16 protein-coding genes and 5 pseudogenes are annotated in these 16,077 nt (G+C 37.9%); 6 read left to right on the top strand and 15 right to left on the bottom strand.

The genetic code is table 11. From position 1 onward, the window contains the following. Window positions 1–10: 10 nt before the first annotated feature. The 5 genes and pseudogenes from NXM86_RS08760 to NXM86_RS08740 form a co-directional block, all read right to left on the bottom strand. Window positions 11–730, bottom strand: a complete 720-nt coding sequence (locus NXM86_RS08760) for a M15 family metallopeptidase (RefSeq protein WP_498958935.1) — start codon at window positions 728–730, stop codon at window positions 11–13. A gap of 215 nt (window positions 731–945) precedes the next feature. Further along, a pseudogene (locus NXM86_RS08755) lies at window positions 946–1,461 on the bottom strand (Type 1 glutamine amidotransferase-like domain-containing protein); the annotation flags it as partial. Between the two features lie 384 nt (window positions 1,462–1,845). After that, entirely contained in the window at window positions 1,846–2,109 is a 264-nt protein-coding gene (locus NXM86_RS08750) for a hypothetical protein (protein WP_205423729.1), read from the bottom strand. A 21-nt stretch (window positions 2,110–2,130) separates the two neighbouring features. Then, window positions 2,131–3,195, bottom strand: coding sequence for an anti-sigma factor (locus tag NXM86_RS08745; protein WP_498958934.1), 1,065 nt, complete (start codon window positions 3,193–3,195; stop codon window positions 2,131–2,133). Next, on the bottom strand, window positions 3,192–3,461 hold the full coding sequence (locus tag NXM86_RS08740) for a sigma factor-like helix-turn-helix DNA-binding protein (protein WP_041269665.1): 270 nt from the start codon (window positions 3,459–3,461) through the stop codon (window positions 3,192–3,194). The genes NXM86_RS08745 and NXM86_RS08740 overlap by 4 nt, the downstream gene beginning before the upstream one ends. Between NXM86_RS08740 and NXM86_RS08735 the strand changes: the two are divergent. After that, window positions 3,425–3,906 (top strand): annotated as a pseudogene (locus NXM86_RS08735) (DUF6803 family protein). The gene NXM86_RS08740 and the pseudogene NXM86_RS08735 sit on opposite strands and share 37 nt — an antisense overlap. Window positions 3,907–4,055: 149 nt before the next feature. On the opposite strand, the gene NXM86_RS08730 reads toward NXM86_RS08735, so the two are convergent. Then, window positions 4,056–4,577 (bottom strand): hypothetical protein, encoded by a 522-nt coding sequence (locus tag NXM86_RS08730; protein ID WP_097354531.1) that lies wholly within the window; start codon window positions 4,575–4,577, stop codon window positions 4,056–4,058. Between the two features lie 288 nt (window positions 4,578–4,865). Between NXM86_RS08730 and NXM86_RS08725 the strand changes: the two are divergent. Together NXM86_RS08725 and NXM86_RS08720 are read left to right on the top strand one after the other, a co-directional pair. Continuing rightward, window positions 4,866–5,383 (top strand): annotated as a pseudogene (locus NXM86_RS08725) (multicopper oxidase domain-containing protein); the annotation flags it as partial. A gap of 15 nt (window positions 5,384–5,398) precedes the next feature. Beyond that, window positions 5,399–6,472 (top strand): multicopper oxidase family protein, encoded by a 1,074-nt coding sequence (locus NXM86_RS08720; protein ID WP_498959017.1) that lies wholly within the window; start codon window positions 5,399–5,401, stop codon window positions 6,470–6,472. 77 nt (window positions 6,473–6,549) lie between these two features. Here NXM86_RS08720 and NXM86_RS08715 read toward each other — a convergent pair whose 3' ends face one another. The 8 genes and pseudogenes from NXM86_RS08715 to NXM86_RS08680 all read right to left on the bottom strand — a co-directional run bounded on the left by NXM86_RS08715 (window position 6,550) and on the right by NXM86_RS08680 (window position 13,186). Further along, window positions 6,550–6,720 carry a cation transporter gene (locus NXM86_RS08715; RefSeq protein WP_498959016.1) on the bottom strand — a complete coding sequence of 57 codons (171 nt, stop codon included), beginning with the start codon at window positions 6,718–6,720 and terminating at the stop codon, window positions 6,550–6,552. A 312-nt stretch (window positions 6,721–7,032) separates the two neighbouring features. Continuing rightward, window positions 7,033–7,179: a hypothetical protein gene (locus NXM86_RS08710; protein WP_498958933.1), complete on the bottom strand. Its 147-nt coding sequence runs from the start codon at window positions 7,177–7,179 to the stop codon at window positions 7,033–7,035. 22 nt (window positions 7,180–7,201) lie between these two features. Next, entirely contained in the window at window positions 7,202–7,933 is a 732-nt protein-coding gene (locus NXM86_RS08705; RefSeq protein ID WP_498958932.1) for an urease accessory protein UreH domain-containing protein, read from the bottom strand. 116 nt (window positions 7,934–8,049) lie between these two features. Further along, window positions 8,050–9,030 (bottom strand): F510_1955 family glycosylhydrolase, encoded by a 981-nt coding sequence (locus NXM86_RS08700; protein ID WP_081189824.1) that lies wholly within the window; start codon window positions 9,028–9,030, stop codon window positions 8,050–8,052. A gap of 121 nt (window positions 9,031–9,151) precedes the next feature. Beyond that, window positions 9,152–9,721 (bottom strand): TVP38/TMEM64 family protein, encoded by a 570-nt coding sequence (locus NXM86_RS08695; protein WP_015863931.1) that lies wholly within the window; start codon window positions 9,719–9,721, stop codon window positions 9,152–9,154. A gap of 12 nt (window positions 9,722–9,733) precedes the next feature. After that, window positions 9,734–10,404, bottom strand: a pseudogene (locus tag NXM86_RS08690) (response regulator transcription factor). 2 nt (window positions 10,405–10,406) lie between these two features. Beyond that, window positions 10,407–11,777: a sensor histidine kinase gene (locus NXM86_RS08685; protein WP_328268277.1), complete on the bottom strand. Its 1,371-nt coding sequence runs from the start codon at window positions 11,775–11,777 to the stop codon at window positions 10,407–10,409. A 518-nt stretch (window positions 11,778–12,295) separates the two neighbouring features. Beyond that, a complete protein-coding gene (locus NXM86_RS08680; protein WP_015863779.1) occupies window positions 12,296–13,186 on the bottom strand; it encodes an ISNCY family transposase in 891 nt (296 codons plus the stop codon). 469 nt (window positions 13,187–13,655) lie between these two features. Here NXM86_RS08680 and NXM86_RS08675 point away from each other — a divergent pair, with 469 nt between their 5' ends. From NXM86_RS08675 to arsC, 3 genes are read left to right on the top strand one after another with little or no spacing between them, the layout of a single operon-like run. After that, complete coding sequence (locus NXM86_RS08675; protein ID WP_100660429.1) at window positions 13,656–14,003, top strand: ArsR/SmtB family transcription factor; 348 nt, start codon at window positions 13,656–13,658, stop codon at window positions 14,001–14,003. A gap of 26 nt (window positions 14,004–14,029) precedes the next feature. Continuing rightward, window positions 14,030–15,091 carry an ACR3 family arsenite efflux transporter gene (gene arsB / locus NXM86_RS08670; RefSeq protein ID WP_498958931.1) on the top strand — a complete coding sequence of 354 codons (1,062 nt, stop codon included), beginning with the start codon at window positions 14,030–14,032 and terminating at the stop codon, window positions 15,089–15,091. Window positions 15,092–15,111: 20 nt separating this feature from the next. Then, complete coding sequence (gene arsC, locus NXM86_RS08665; protein ID WP_011887409.1) at window positions 15,112–15,534, top strand: arsenate reductase (thioredoxin); 423 nt, start codon at window positions 15,112–15,114, stop codon at window positions 15,532–15,534. A 163-nt stretch (window positions 15,535–15,697) separates the two neighbouring features. Here arsC and NXM86_RS08660 read toward each other — a convergent pair. Beyond that, window positions 15,698–16,056, bottom strand: a pseudogene (locus NXM86_RS08660) (transposase); the annotation flags it as partial. Window positions 16,057–16,077 lie beyond the last annotated feature (21 nt).

The following is a 16,077-nucleotide window of genomic DNA, read 5'->3' as shown; positions in this document are numbered from 1 at the left end:
ATGGAATCGTTTATTCATAAAAAGGTTGATTATGTTCTAGTTTTGCCTTTTGCAACAGATTCAACAATTCTTGTTCCGAGACGGGATGATAAAGAGCATGATCCGCATTAGTCATTACAGCCCAGTATCTGTCACCGTATGACCAGTGCCACCATTCCGTGAAGTAGTTAACAAACCCAACAGACTGAAGAGCGTGTGCGAGGATCTGGCGATTTTGCATTGCTTGTACGCTGATGTTGGTTGCATCAAAAAAAGTTGCGTTGTCCGTTTCTTGTGGTATGGCATCATATGGTGTGCCAAGATCCAATTCGATACCATTGAAGTCAATCAGGGTTAAGTCTACTGCACCACCTGTTGGATGAGGCGCTACATTAGGGGGTGCTACGTATTTTGACGCCTCAGCAATTAAATGATCTAAATCTTGATTTGAAGAATTTTCTTTTACCCGTTGTAACGCCCGCTCAAAGGCTCGCTGTTGAATATGTAAAGGCCTATATCCTTCCTTAATGAGAAAACGGATACCTTTTGGAAGAAATTTTTTAGCTAAGGAAAGTTTATTAGCTACTGTAAGGCGGACAAAAGAAAAGTAACGACTCCTGTTAGAAAGGGATGGATCCACAACGATATCTGGATCAAAGTGAACAAGGTCAACAAATGGTTCTTGAGAAGGATGCACATTCATTGAGGAAACTAATGGATCACTCATTAAGATTTTTCTTAATGCTTTCATAAAATATCCCCTTCTTGTAATGGTTTAGCTACCTACAAAAACTCCAGATTCCTCCGTTCCATCTCTCCGCAAACAACTCTAAGTCTTTAATATGACCGACAACATTTTCTATTGTATATGATTCAACCTATATTTTCTAGGAATATTTTGAAAATTATATTATTGAACTATACTGTCCCGCTGGCTACCCATGAAGTGAGCTTCACCATAGAGGCTTAATAGGAACCCAAAAAATTCGTCTGAAGCTCTTGCTCTATCACCTTTATCACCTTGTTATCCAAATAAACTTTATAAGCCTTTGCCTTTGGCCTAGAACTAACTATATTACTTATGTTTTGTTCAATATAATGAATGGCAACTCCGTCATCCGCTACAATACCAGCTTGTATGTCTCCAGAATAAATGAGTTTATGATACGAAGGTCTTCTATCTGACTCTCCATCATAATGAGGACAATGACTACCCTTTAGAAAACCTAAGCATTTAATTGGTTCTAATCCCTGTCCAAATGAATCTGTGACGCCTTCCTCGAACCAACATATAGAACCAGCACTAATGCCAGCTAAAACAATCCCTTGGTTCCAAGCTTTTCTCAAAATATTATCTAAACCCCACTCTTTCCATAAAACTAATAAGTTTCTTGTATTTCCCCCACCAACATATATAATATCCTTCTCCAGTATAAACCCCTCTAAATCTCTTGTTGGCGGTTTAAATAAAGATAAATGAGAAAACTTGTCATTTCAAGCACCTTTCCCCATTATGAATATCAACACGGTTGCTTTCGCTCGATTAACGAATTAAAAAGAATCACTTTTATGGTTGTTAAAACCAATTATAAAAAATGAATATATAACCAGCATATTAGAAAGAGCAGCTATATTGTGTTTCCATAAACCTCTACCTTCGAAACCATATATGTTACTTGCTTTTTAGAAAATTTCATTTTTGTATCTATAGAATAATCTAAATGTTCTAGTAAAATATATCAAGATAAATTTGGGATATTTGGTATTGGTTTTACAGGTATGCATCTATGTCTTTTGCAACACGTTCCTATATTGAAAAAGGACAGCCTTATTTGGACTGTCCTTTTCGCTTTTGCTGCAGTAAAGTTACGGCTTGTAGTTAATACCTATACCAAACCAAATCATTCCCATACAAGAAACGATTAGGATGAAGTGAAGGATGCCGCCTAAATAGGAGTAGAATCGATCTTCTTTTAGGAGGTCAAGCAAGCATATAAGCATTCCGAACACTGAAATCCAAATGTAACGGATATCAAAAACAGGGATTTCCGCTATAATTTGTACATTTAACAAAATAAGCAAAAATATAGCCACCAATGTATTTAGCATATTGATTCTTACCATTCTCATTTTCGACTATTCCCCCCTTTGCTATGGCAAATGGATCTGACCTAATCGAATCACGTTGACTTCCTTCATCTTTTCTAGAGACAAAACATCTTTGGCGGTTCCTGTCATAGCGATTCCATAAATCTTCAATTCTTTACGCTTTTTCACCCATTTTAGTCGCTCGGCCATCTTTAAGTCTTTGTATTCCGTTAGTTGTGTTGCCCATTTTTCGTTTTTGCTCAATAGCTCGAGCCCTTTGACTACTTCTTCGTAATCAGTAAACGAGCGATGGAATACAGAATCTACATGCACTTTTTTGTACGGAAAGCCAATTGCTGGTGTTTGGATGAAATCTAAATCATTCCTCATCTGTTCCTCTACACCTGTGTCCAACGCAAGCCATGTCATATGATATCCTTTGAATTTTTCAGTTATTTCTTTTAAGGAATAGGACTGATTCAGGGAAATATAGATTTCAACCGGCCAATCGCTTGGGAGAGATTCAATTTTTCTTCGTTCGTCAGGTAAAAAGTATTTGGCTTTCGGATGAATAAAGTTGATTCCAATGTGATGAAGTGAATACCCAATCGCTCGATAATTCGATTCTTTAGCAAACACATCATTGAAAAATAGTTTGTAAGTATCCTTGCCTAGATAACTTCTTTTATCATCCATCCATTTATATTTGTCGGTCGTGACAGTCATGGTAAAGGGCTTGATCTCAACATCCACCGTATCGTAATCTACATACACATTTGGAGACATCATTTCACTCACCGTTTGAATGGTTTCAATCAATTCGTTCCCTCTGTTATGATCCCGCCCCCAGCCGTAATAAACAAAAGTAAACATAGTCAATAAGGGAACAATCGTGAGTATAAACGATACAACAAGCAGCGTATTTCTAAAAAAGAATTTTTGTTGGGCCTTTTTCATCATTTTTGTAAGATCGGCTTCCTTCATCCCTTCATCATGAAGGGTTTCATGGAGAAATTCATGGTATACGTCAAAACTTTCTAGAAGCTCCTCTATTTTTTGTTCTTCCTCTTTGCTTAGTGTGCCATTTTGATATTTCTGCAATAATGGTTTTAACTCGTCTTTTCTCATCCCTTCACCTCATTGCGTAATCGTTTTTCTAATTCCCGCCTGCCCCGAAACACAAGGCTTTTTAAATAAGGGAGTTTTACGTTTAACAACTCCGCCGCTTCTTTGTAGCTAAATCCTTTTAAATCGACGAGCATAATGGCTTTTTGTTGCAGTTCTTTCATGTTGGACAAATGTTTATAAATCAACTCCAGCTCATATTTTTGCAAAAACGCATTTTCCGTTTCTAATAATGGATCTAGCTTTAACGACGCAAAGAAATCATCCACTTGTACAACCTGTTATGGCTGTTCCCGTTGCTCTTGCCGAGACCATTGCAATAACGGAGCTGGCAATTCTTTTTACTCGCCGTTTCGATGGAATGATCCGTAAAGTCAACAAAATATGCAGCATCATGGTTGGTGTCTACTTTTTAGGAATTTTTATTTACTTATTGGTGAGTGCCGTCATTCCATTTACATTGAATGGGGAATGGCGCGGATGGATTGATATCATTGCAGTAGGATTTTATTTAGTGGGGGTCATTCCGTTATTGGGATTAAGTCTAATCAATTTAGGCATAATCAGGCGGAGATGGAGCGAGGAACAAAAGTTGAAATATCATTCCATTTCGTTGGTGTATTTTTAGTAGTAGCTCATATTGCTATGATTTTTGGAATGCTCGACCCATCGATCGGCGGCGACCATTCTCATCAGATGCATATGCATATGTAAAAATAAAGGAGGGTGTCCCAAAAGTGATTGCTTTTGGGGCACCCTCCTCACATTTCTTAATTTAACTTATTGCAGAAACCATCCCGATCGTGTAAGAAATAAAACGTCAATCACAGTACATTAAATTCACATCGTGTTTAATTGGCTTCTTACTTCTTAGAAAAGCCTGTGATTGTAAAACAAGTAATAAACGCAACGGTTGTAACTATTATGCCGAATACTAAACCAATAATTCCCCCCATACAAGCATCTTCATTTGGATAAGAAGATTTCAGCGTTACTAACTGATAAGCTAACACCAAAGTCAAAAAAACATAAAAACTACTCCCTAAAAACCCCATCTTCAAACGATTGCTTTTAGTACCTTGCCATGCATGATTAATTAATACCCAAATAAAGATACTTACGATTACAGCCAAAATCATGACAATCAAATGAACGAACGGAATTGAAAAATATAACAATAAGTAAAGTACAAGACCGGTAGAAAAAAACAGAACAGCATTAATTGCGAACAAGAATATTCCACCTAACCAATGATTTTGAAACCACTTAGCACTTTTCAGCTTATAAACCACTTTATAATCGTCACCAATCATTCCTGTTATCGGTTTTTTTAGGATTATAACCATTAATACCCCAAGAATACCGAGAAATAATATTAAGGACATAATATTCCCGCCCCCAAAACAAAATTCTCTTTATCTTTTATACATTGTACAACAAATTTATGGATATCTGGTATTAATTTCTATAAAATAATCATAAACGCCTTTCCTCGAACGCTTCTACCGCTTATTCAACCTTTCTGTTCTTCCGCAATTAAGTAATAGCTTGTCTTTTTTATTTCGTATCTCCCATTAATATCAAATAATACTTTGTGCAAAATTGCTTAATAACTCTTTTCTCCATAAATTTTGCACATTTATTTTCTATGATGATATTAGCATTTAAATCACATGTTTGTTTATGGAGGGAAATACATGAAGAAATTATTGGTTGGAACCATTTTAGCGGGAGTTGTTGCTATTGGTGCAGCCTGCTCAAATAATGCTTCGCACAGTTCCATGCAGGGGCACGATATGTCAAACATGAATATGAAGGAGGAAAACATCGCTAAGGACTCCAGTAAGCAACTGCCTTTGGCAACAAACACAGAAGTTTTATCCGGTAAAGAGATTAATCTTACTGCTAAGGAAGCATTATTACAAATAAATGATAAAGTGAAACTTCCTGTCTACACGTACAACGGATCTGTTCCCGGTGCGCAAATCCGTATCAAACAAGGAGACAGAGTTAAAATCAATTTTAAAAATGAATTATCGGAACCGACGACAATTCATTGGCACGGCTACCCTGTTCCGAATAGTCAAGATGGAGTTCCGGGCGTCACGATGAACGCAATTAAACCGGGGAAACCTTTACGTATGAATTTACAGCTACTGTACCGGGAACGTATTTTTATCATTCCCATCAAGAAAGCGCGAAACAAGTGGACAAGGGGCTATACGGCACATTAATCGTAGAGCCTAAGAATGAGGAAAAAGTAGATCGAGATTATACACTCGTGTTAGATGAATGGATGAGCAATCCAGATGAAGGAAATATGCATATGAGTGGAATGGATCATAGCAATATGGGACATGGAAACAGCTCCGATAACCAACATATGGATATGAGCAACATGGGACATGATATGAGCATGTATGATATTTTCACGATTAACGGGAAAAGCGGTTCCGCTGTCAAACCTTTAAAAGTGAAGAAAGGCGAAAAGGTGCGGCTTCGCCTTGTAAACGCAGGATACATGCCTCACAAGCTTCACCTGCATGGTCATGAGTTTAAAATTGTCGCAACAGACGGGCAGCTGTTAAAAGATCCGCAGCCAATCAAAGACGAACTTTTAAATATTGCTCCGGGTGAACGTTATGATATTGAATTTATCGCCAATAACCCGGGTGAATGGTTATTAGAATGCCATGGTGATATGGAAGGTACCGATGGCATGAAAGTGAAAATTCAATACGAAGGCCAGACAAACAATACGGACAAAGCAAATGCAAAAGAAGACCTCCCTATCGTTGATATGACAAAATACGGAAAACATGAATTAGGTCAATTTACATTAGATCAAAAATATGATGTAGAGTACACAATGGATTTAGGAACAGCGATGGGCAAAGATGGCACGATCTTCACGATTAATGGGAAAACGTATCCTGAAACAGCACCTGTAAATGTTAAGAAAGGTGATCTAGTAAAAGTAAAATTGGTGAACAATTCACCGAAAGATCTACATCCTATGCATTTACACGGACACTTCTTCCAAGTATTAAGTAAAAATGGCAAACCAATTACAGGTTCTCCATTGATTAAGGATACCTTGAATGTAAAACCGGGTGAAGAATATGTAGTCGCATTTAAAGCTGACAATCCGGGAAATTGGATGTTCCATTGCCATGACTTGCACCATGCTGCAGCCGGAATGGTCACAGAAGTAAAATACAAAGATTACAAATCTAACTATACACCCAACCCGAATGACACAACAAATAAACCTGAATAACAATGATAAATCCCCTCCAAGTAAAACTTGGAGGGGATTTTATGTTACTTCACATCGTAACCTTGCTCTTCAATCGCTTATTTGAGTTTTTCTACAATTACCTTTGTTTCATCATAATCTACATCGACAGTACCTTCTTGCAGATGTACTTCTACATTTCTTACCCCGTCTAGCTCTTTAAGGGCGCTTGTCACCGCCATTTTGCAATGGCCGCAAGTCATTCCTTGTACATGCAATGTAATAGTCATCATCAATTCCTCCTTGCTCGTCTTCTTATCATTACGATTTTAAACTAAATAAAAGAAAATGCATGAATATAAGAGGTCAAATTGAATGAGGGTAAAGAGGTTATTATGCTCAAAAAGCTAAAAAAACAAAAGAAGCTGTTGACAATACTCTTATCAACAACTTCTTTCATCTATATAAATTGAAAGAGGGTGAAGAATTGTAAATTGCATTTCCTGTGTACAATATAACGTAAAAATGCTGGATTTTACTGTATTTTTTGGATATATGTTCAAATTCATCTAAAGTGATCTCTCCTTTGGCTAATCGTATTTTTAATATTTCCATCGGAGATAACTCTTTTTTCGGTCATTGATAAAACGATGTAAGAGATAAAAACCAATGGCGATTAATACAATCCAGAATAACATCATCCCGATCATCATAGCCAAACCTCCAAACATCGTATGAAAAATTTCCATTTCACTTTCCCCTTTTCTAACTTTAGAACCAATAAGTGATAGTGTCTAATATGCCAAGTAAGATCATCATGATTCCAGCTGCTTTCTGAACGAAACTTCCTGCTTGTCTCCCTTTTTTCATTAGAGTGCCACTAAATCCTAAGTACCAAAGGATGAGGATGAATAAAATAACAGGTACAGAGGTTCCGATGGCAAAGATACTCGGTAATAACACTCCATAAGACGTTGAGTATACCAAAGGCATTAGAGTAACAAAAAATAGAACAAACATAGTTGGACAAAAAGCTAATGAAAAGCCAAAACCCATTAAAAAGGAGCCTATTTTTCCTTTCTTTAAAAATCTCTCAGGGATTTTGAACAAGGTTACGTTCCAATACATTTTAAAAAGCCCTAACAAGTATAAACCTACAAGAATGAGAATGGGACCGATCAGCTTTCTTAACCACGGAAAATATAATGTCAGTGTACTTTGAATCTCTTTCCCCATCAGCCAAACGATGAAACCTAAACCGGAAAAAGCAATGATTTTGCCAAAAATAAATAGGAGCAACTCTTTCCACGCAATCCCTTTTTGCAAGGACTGATTACTGTACAACGTGATCGCTCCCAAGTTGCCAGTGATTTGACACGGAGCCATCGCTCCAACTATCCCAAGAACAAAAGCTGACAAAATGGGAATAGCTGTCGTGTTATTTGCAATATTTAGAAATGGTTGGCTTAGAAGGTTGCTTATTTGGCTTAAGAACGAATACACCCTTCTTCTCACCTTCTTCTCTACCTGATGTCTATATTGTAGCAACAAATTTTGCAGAAATTGTGGAGTAGTATATTTTTAAGCAAGCAAAAAGACATGCGCCCGCATGTCTTTTATTAAAAATTTATTTTCCCTTTGGATGCTAGTCTTGTCCAGCTTTCACCGTTATTTTTTGTCATGAAAATATCACCATTCATGGTGGCGATCACAATTTCCTTCTCATTTGTCGGATTTGAGGACATATACATGATATGGTCTTTTTCGTCGAGTTTAGGAACAGAAAGGACTTCCTCTTGTTTTGACTCTAATGATTGTTTTATAAGTACAGGCTTATTGTTCTCTACAGCCGCAAATAAAATGGATTTTTCTTGGAAGATAAACGTCGTCGTATTAATCTTTCGGGTAAAGCGTTCAAAGGTATTTCCATTATCTTTTGAAACGAAAATTCCTTCTGGCGTACTAATTCCGACCATATTTTCCTCCGTTGGATGGGCAGCAATCGTTCCTGCAGCAGTTTGCGGTAGGCCGTTTAATTGACTTTGCAACCACGTTTTGCCGTCGTCTTTACTGTAAAATAACCCTTGTCCTAGCTTTTTGTTTTCTTCTTGGTTCACGACATAAATCGTATGGCTTTTATAGCCTACTGCCATATAATGAAAATCAGATTCTTTATAAAACCCTAAGTTCATCAACGTTTGTCCATGATCAAGACTTTTTACAAGACCAAGCGGATTTCCTAAAGATGAACCTTCTTCTGGGTGTCCCGATGCATAAAACCCATCGTCTGTTGCAGAAAAGCCCATATAATCATGTTTATTGGAAGTCGTTTCATACCACTTATTATTTTGGTAAACAAGTAAACCTTCATGTGTAGCAAAGTAAATCGCATTTTGGTTGCCTGCATAACCAATTCCATGTAAATGTTCGAACTTTCCTTCTTTCTTTTCTTTAAAGAAAGGATTATTTGTAACAGATGTGTTGGATTTTGCTTGTTCTTTGCTCGTAATAAAGGACTGTTCTTTTTCATTGGATGATGAACAAGCGCTTAGAAGAAGAATGGACGATGTAATCATCATAGCTTTCGTCATTTTTTTCATTGCTGATGCTCCTTTTTGTGCATTGAGTAGACATAGTTATTTATAGCAGAAATATTTGCAGAATTTATGGAGTTTGTTTCTTTGGATATGATATTTGTCACTCTTCATAAACATAAACTCTCTAAGTTTTGTTGGTTTGATCCTTTTTTCGATTGATTTTCTTCCAAGTAAAAAGAAATAAAAAAACAGACAAAAATGTTAATATTACTTTCCCTTGCCATGTCCAATTCATTAATTGATAAACCGAATAGGCTTCTAAAAGTAATGCAGGTATTTTCCCTATTGAGCTAGCAATCATAAAGATAAGCAAGGATGTTTTTCCGATCGCCGCAACAAAGGTCACTACTCCTGACGGAACAAAAGGAAGAAGCCGCAAAGACAGAATAAGAAAAAAGGCTTCTAAACCTTTTGCTTCAAGCAAACGTCTGACTTTCGGGTGGGAAAACAACTTCGTTACCGAAAGTTTCCTAAATCCTTTACGATATAAAACAAAAGAAATAATCGCTCCGATTGCTTCCCCTGCAAAAGATAAAAAAGTGCCTTTCCAAAACCCGAACACGGCCAAATTGGCAGCTGTGAGAAAAACGCTTGGTACAAGTCCTAAAATACTAATTATAATATTTATCACAATGCTGATGAGATAAGCAGCATTTTCATAGGTGTTGAGTAGTGCAATGATTTGCTCTTTCATCCTCTTCTTGCCTTATGCCTCCCATTTATATCCTACCCCCAAACGGTTTGCAGAAATTGATCGATCGGAAAACCGGCTTGTCTAAGCTTTTCTCTAATATTTTTGACATGAGAGTCTATGGTACGCTCTTCTGTATTTGCGTTATAGCCCCATAATGACACAATGATTTGTTCTCTGCTAAACACTCTGTTTGGGTGCTTCAAAAACAGACCCAATATGGCAAACTCTTTCGGCGTTAGAAAAATCGGTTCGTTTTGATAGTGGACTTTATGTTCGTCTTCATCCCACACTAACCCTTGAAATTCTATTTTCGAGCGTTTTCCTACGGAGCGGCGCAGCACCGCCTCGATGCGGGCAAGGAGCTCAGCTTCGTCAAACGGTTTTGTGATGTAATCATCCGCTCCAATATTGAGACCTTTGACTATATCCAACGTTTGATCTCTGGCGGTCACCATGATAATCGGAACATCGGAAAATTCTCTAATTCGTCGGCAAGTTTCCCAACCATCCATCTCAGGCATCATAATGTCTAGCAAGACTAAATCCACTTTGTGATTTTCTAAGTACTGTATCGCTGCTAAACCGGACTCGCACTTAACACAATGATATCCTTTAGGCGAAAGATAAAGATCAAGCAACTCTAACATTCGTTTTTCATCGTCAACCAGAAAAACCGTATACATGCTCATTCCTCCGGCAATGTAATGATCATGTTTGTTCCTTTTCCATATTCACTTGCGGCGTGAATCGATCCTCCGTGCGCTTCCACAATTTCCTTGACGATGGCCAGTCCCAACCCTGTTCCGCCGCTGGTTCTTGATCTTGATTTATCCACTCGGTAAAACCGTTCAAAAATATGCGGCAAATCCTCTTCAGGAATCCCTCTGCCTTTGTCTGAAACAATAATTACAATATTGTTTTTCTCCACTCTTACATCAATAGACACGGTAGAACCTTGATCAGCATATTTTAAAGCATTATCCAACAAATTCATCATCACTTGCTCAAAACGTTTTTGGTCAATATGGACAGTAATGTTTTTTTCACATTGATATACCAAAGACATTTTTTTCGCTTGAAACGCAGGATGCATTTTGTCATGCAATTTTTTTAAGAAAGAACATAAGTTTGTAGGTTCCTTGTGAATTTGAAAGGAATGTTGATCCATCTTCGCTAATTCAAAAAGATCCTTCACCAATTTTTCCATATGCTCTGCTTCTTCATAGATAATGGACAAATATCGATTCCTCTCCTCTTCCTCCATGTTGGGTCTCCTAGCTATATCCGCATACCCTTTTACATAAGTGAGCGGGGTGCGAAGTTCATGAGAAATGCTGGCGAGAAATTCGCTTCTTTCTTTTTTTAAGTATTCTAAATCCCTCGCCAATGTTTGGATCGCTTTCCCTAATTCCGCCAATTCGTCCTCCCCTTTTATTTGCAGACGAACAGAAAAGTCCCCTTTGCACAATTTTTCGGTCGCCTCTTTCATGCGAATGAGAGGAATGGTAATGACTCTTGATAAGAAAGCAATCGTAATAATCGTTAAAAATACAGAAAAAATTCCAACCATAAGGAAATGATGTTTTAACTTATAAATCATATTTTGAATAGAATCCGTATTTTGAAACATATAGACATATCCTTTGATCTTGCCGTCAATCCGAATCGGGCTTACTGTTGAAATGTGCGACTCTTTTTGCCAATTTTTTTGCACAATCATTCCGCCATAGGGAATGTTTTTATTTGCTTTTTTTATTACTCTTTTAGCAAATGGCAAAATATGATCTGAAAAATACAATATCTTCCCCTTGTCATTTGTAATAACGACGTCCGTCTCCGCTTCAGACTCCATCATGGTAACATGTTCTAACGTAGAAGGATCATAATTTTTTTCTAACACATCACGGTGGCTATTCCCTCTTGCTAACAGCTGCTCAAATTCCTCATTAATTCGAGAATGAACTAGAGTAACATATAAAGACACAAATAAAACCGTCTCTATTCCCAATACGAATACAAAAAATAATAGTCCTAACTTAAATGAAATTTTTCGCACTTTTGTCCCTTCCTTATCAGCTCATTAACTTCTATTATATATATAGTTTAGAAAAGCTGTTTCTTGATCTCTTTTTCGTTTATTCGGAGCGATTAAATCAAATTTCTCTGAATTGACATATTGGTATTTAAAACTAAATCGTTGAGACTTAAAACTTTGGAATGTTCTCCTTGTTTATACCTTTAGACGTTTATACAGGAGAAGTAATTTTTATTTTATCAACTAAATTTGCAGAATTTATGGATTTAAATAAATTGTAACAGTCAGGAACGATTTCACTTTTAAAAAGTTGTTTAATAAATCTTCTTGTTATTCAACTATCGCGCCCAATTGTTGAAGATAGTTTCTACAGAATTTGTAACAGAATATACTTTTCCATATTAAAGAAAAGCATCTGTTTTTTGCAGCATGATAGATTTTTCGAATTTACCTGAAAGAACTCCGGATGCCATCAATGAAGGTTCGAATCTAGCACCTTCTTCATTGGTAAAATTAACAATCATGATGGTGTTGCAAAACTAGAGTAAAAACTCGAAGTTATGCATAAGGATGCAACATAACACATGCAGTACATATCGATGAAATCCATACCATCTTGGCTGTTCCAACCCGTCACTCTTTAACTCATTAAATACTCGTTCAATCTCACGACGAAGTCCAAACAGCCATTGACCAAATCTCGTTTTCAAAAAGACAGGAAGAACCCGGCCATAGGCATCTTTTCGTTCCTTGCTATTGCGGCGGTTGATAGGGGAAATGAATAGGATTCCTGACTGCTCTGCTGTTTGACGAACCTTTTCACTGTCATACGCGGCATCGCCCAATACCAATTCGATATCCCACTGCTTTAAAGAAACAAGCAATTCTGGTGCTACTGCCGCATCATTTCGATTCGCTGTGGTCAACACATGAGATAAAATGATTCCCTCGGCGGTGGTGCAGAGATGGAGTTTATATCCTTTAAACCAGTGATATCGGGTGGACACTCCCCACTTCGCCTGTGAATCGTAAAGACTGCTTCGAAGGGCCGTGCTGTCGATCAGCACGATTTGCGGATAACGTACTTCTAGATCTTTGAGCAGCTGTGCATGAAAAACAGGAAATCCTTGTTCCCGGAACCACTTCGCCGCACGGGAAAACGTAGAAAGGTGAGGGACTTCACCAAGCCCACAGGCCCGTTGAAAACAGCGAAAACGCTGCAGGATGCGCACTAATTTTCGCAAGGAATCAATGGAAAAATAGGTTTTCAAAAAGAAACATTTCAACAACGATTTTTTCGACACCGGCGGTCTTCCTGTCACATACGGTGTTTCCGGCAATGATAGCGAGTCGATATACCGAAATAATGCTTCTAAAATTGGGTCAATTTCATAAGTCCATGCATGTTCGCTGTTCCAATTGGAAATCATAATAGTGTCCACCCCTTGGAGAGTTGTTTTTTTGATCACTATATATGATTTCCAAGGTGGTGGATTTTTTATGTGCATTTATGCATTCGTTATGCGTTTTGCAACACGTTCTTTTTAAACAAATAAAGATTTGAAATGGAGTTAACAAACGAACAGAAACAAATAAAAGAAATTTATGATGAGGAGGAGATAAGGCAAGTTTACTTCCGACTTTCACACTTTCGTTTGAATTGTAAAGATTATGTTAAAGTCGTTTTTTTCTCTTGTTTTATATAAGTATGTAGTTATATTCTTATTAAAGAAAGAGTTATACTACAATATCCATATCGTGAATATGGAAGATGTAACATCATTTATTTAGTATGAGATGAACAAAATTGACAATATGGGATTTAGGAATATCACCTTTCATTTTCGCTCATATATAAGTAAATAACTATATGATCATACAAGAATAGGAGGTGTTCCCATGCAAAAAACAGTAGTGGAAATAGAAAAAGCCTCACACGCTTTAAAGTTGCTTGGTGATAAAACACGTTTAACGATTATGGCAATTTTAAAACAACGTGAGTGCTGTGTTTGCGAGCTTCTTGAGGTGTTTGACATGAGTCAGCCGTCTATTAGCCAGCATCTTCGCAAGTTAAAAGATGCAGGATTAGTAAAAGAGGATAGGAGGGGACAGTGGATTTATTATTCCCTCAATCCACAAAATGAGTTATATGATTTCATCCAAGATATTCTGCAACACGTCCCAGATCAAACAGAGAATATTCGTAAGATTGAGGAAAATAACCCTACGCTCCGTTGTGGTTGTTAACCTACTAATTAAATTGGGAGGAAAAAATGAATAATACGGGGAAAAAACGTCTATCGTTCTTGGATCGATACCTAACGATTTGGATTTTCCTTGCTATGGCAGCAGGAATTGGCTTAGGATTCGTCTTTCCAGGGTTTATAGACGTAATGAACAGTTTGCAGGTAGGAACCACATCGATTCCACTTGCCATTGGCTTAATTTTAATGATGTATCCTCCGTTGGCAAAAGTTCACTACGAGAAGATGGGACACGTCTTTAAAGACATAAAAGTATTGGTTTTGTCCCTAGTACAAAATTGGATTATTGGACCAATATTGATGTTTGTATTGGCGATCGTATTCTTGCAGGATAAACCGGAATACATGGTCGGACTCATCCTAATCGGTCTGGCACGTTGTATTGCTATGGTGATTGTCTGGAATGATTTAGCGAAAGGAGACAGAGAGTACGCAGCTGGATTGGTGGCGTTTAACTCTGTATTTCAAATGTTATTTTACTCTGTTTATGCGTATGTGTTTGTGACGATCATTCCAGAATGGCTTGGACTAGAAGGTGCTGTCGTTCATATTACAATGATGGAAGTCGCCAAGTCGGTGTTCATTTACTTAGGAATTCCGTTTCTTGGCGGAATGTTGACGCGCTTTTTGTTGGTAAAAGCAAAGGGCAGACAATGGTATGAAAAAGTATTCATTCCCAAAATCAGCCCGATTACATTGATTTCTTTATTGTTTACGATTATTGTCATGTTCTCTTTAAAAGGAGATGTTATCGTAAGTTTACCATTGGATGTAGTGAGAGTTGCTATTCCATTGTTCATTTACTTTGTGTTGATGTTCTTCGTTTCCTTCTTCATAGGGAAGAAATTTGGAGCGAACTACCCTGTAACCACAACGCTTGCCTTTACAGCCGGCAGTAATAACTTTGAGTTAGCGATTGCTGTAGCTGTTGGCGTGTTTGGGATCCATTCTGGTGCAGCGTTTGCAGCTGTCATTGGACCACTGGTGGAAGTGCCTGTCATGATTGCGTTGGTCAACGTGGCACTATGGTTTCAACGAAAATACTTTAAAACAGAATCAGTATCATACTAACAACAGAGGTGGAATGAAACATGAAAAACAAAAAGATCATTTACTTCTTATGCACAGGTAACTCTTGCCGCAGTCAAATGGCAGAAGGATGGGCAAAAAAATATCTTGGTGATGATTGGGAAGTGTACAGCGCTGGCATTGAAGCGCATGGACTAAATCCAAACGCGGTAAAAGTCATGAAAGAAGTAGGGATTGATATTTCAAATCAGACATCGGATGTCATTGATCCGGAAATTTTAAACAAAGCTGATTTGGTAGTAACATTATGTGGTCATGCAGCAGACCATTGTCCAGTAACCCCGCCAAATGTGAAACGCGTACACTGGGGATTCGATGACCCGGCAAAGGCGGAAGGAACGGAAGAGGAAAAATTAGCTGTATTCCGTCGTGTTCGCGATGAAATCGGCGCGCGCATCAAAAAATTTGCTGAAACAGGCGAATAAGACTGAATGACAGCCGAGAAGATTCTTCTCGGCTCAGACTGTTGACAAAATGGGTTTCAGACATTCGTCTGAAACCCATTTTGTTCCATAAATAGACTATGTTTTCAAAAAAAGTGGATAGGATGGGAAGCCATGCAAAGGAAAAGAAAGGGCGGTGTTTCGCCTTCCATAGGTAATTCGCCAGTTTTTTTAAATTCATGGCAGCACAAACAAGCATCGCCTGCGCCTCATTTTTTTCCAATCCCCGGTAATGCGTCCAGCGCAGACCATGCTTCTCTTTCATATCGGTGAAATTCCGTTCAATCGTCTGCTCTTGCTTTGCGTGCACTGATGAAGATACGGACAGCTTCGGCACACCGCCGGGTCCGATTTGTATTCCCGGTATCCTTCCCGATTCGTAGTAGAGTAAGATAGAACTTGATCATTGGGGCATAGATAACAATCAAAATATTCGTCATACACAAAATCTGATTTCCGAAAGAATCCATCTTTTGTTTTCGGGCGAGTGTACGGCCAAATCGGCTTTACCCCTTGTTCGAGTAA

Source organism: Geobacillus sp. CX412, assembly GCF_027942335.1.
Taxonomy (GTDB): domain Bacteria; phylum Bacillota; class Bacilli; order Bacillales; family Anoxybacillaceae; genus Parageobacillus_B; species Parageobacillus_B toebii.
The sequence above is the reverse complement of the archived record's forward strand: the minus strand, read 5'-3'. Positions and strand labels throughout refer to the sequence as shown.

Bases quoted from the DNA above. Each gene is read 5' to 3' on its own strand.
- arsC (WP_011887409.1), top strand. From the start codon at position 15,112: ATGAAAAACAAAAAGATCATTTACTTCTTATGCACAGGTAACTCTTGC.
- NXM86_RS08700 (WP_081189824.1), bottom strand. From the start codon at position 9,030: ATGAAAAAAATGACGAAAGCTATGATGATTACATCGTCCATTCTTCTT.
- NXM86_RS08750 (WP_205423729.1), bottom strand. From the start codon at position 2,109: ATGAGAATGGTAAGAATCAATATGCTAAATACATTGGTGGCTATATTT.
- NXM86_RS08760 (WP_498958935.1), bottom strand. From the start codon at position 730: ATGAAAGCATTAAGAAAAATCTTAATGAGTGATCCATTAGTTTCCTCA.
- NXM86_RS08695 (WP_015863931.1), bottom strand. From the start codon at position 9,721: ATGAAAGAGCAAATCATTGCACTACTCAACACCTATGAAAATGCTGCT.
- NXM86_RS08680 (WP_015863779.1), bottom strand. From the start codon at position 13,186: ATGATTTCCAATTGGAACAGCGAACATGCATGGACTTATGAAATTGAC.
- NXM86_RS08715 (WP_498959016.1), bottom strand. From the start codon at position 6,720: ATGACTATTACATTGCATGTACAAGGAATGACTTGCGGCCATTGCAAA.
- NXM86_RS08710 (WP_498958933.1), bottom strand. From the start codon at position 7,179: ATGGAAATTTTTCATACGATGTTTGGAGGTTTGGCTATGATGATCGGG.
- NXM86_RS08745 (WP_498958934.1), bottom strand. From the start codon at position 3,195: ATGAGAAAAGACGAGTTAAAACCATTATTGCAGAAATATCAAAATGGC.
- NXM86_RS08730 (WP_097354531.1), bottom strand. From the start codon at position 4,577: ATGTCCTTAATATTATTTCTCGGTATTCTTGGGGTATTAATGGTTATA.
- arsB (WP_498958931.1), top strand. From the start codon at position 14,030: ATGAATAATACGGGGAAAAAACGTCTATCGTTCTTGGATCGATACCTA.
- NXM86_RS08675 (WP_100660429.1), top strand. From the start codon at position 13,656: ATGCAAAAAACAGTAGTGGAAATAGAAAAAGCCTCACACGCTTTAAAG.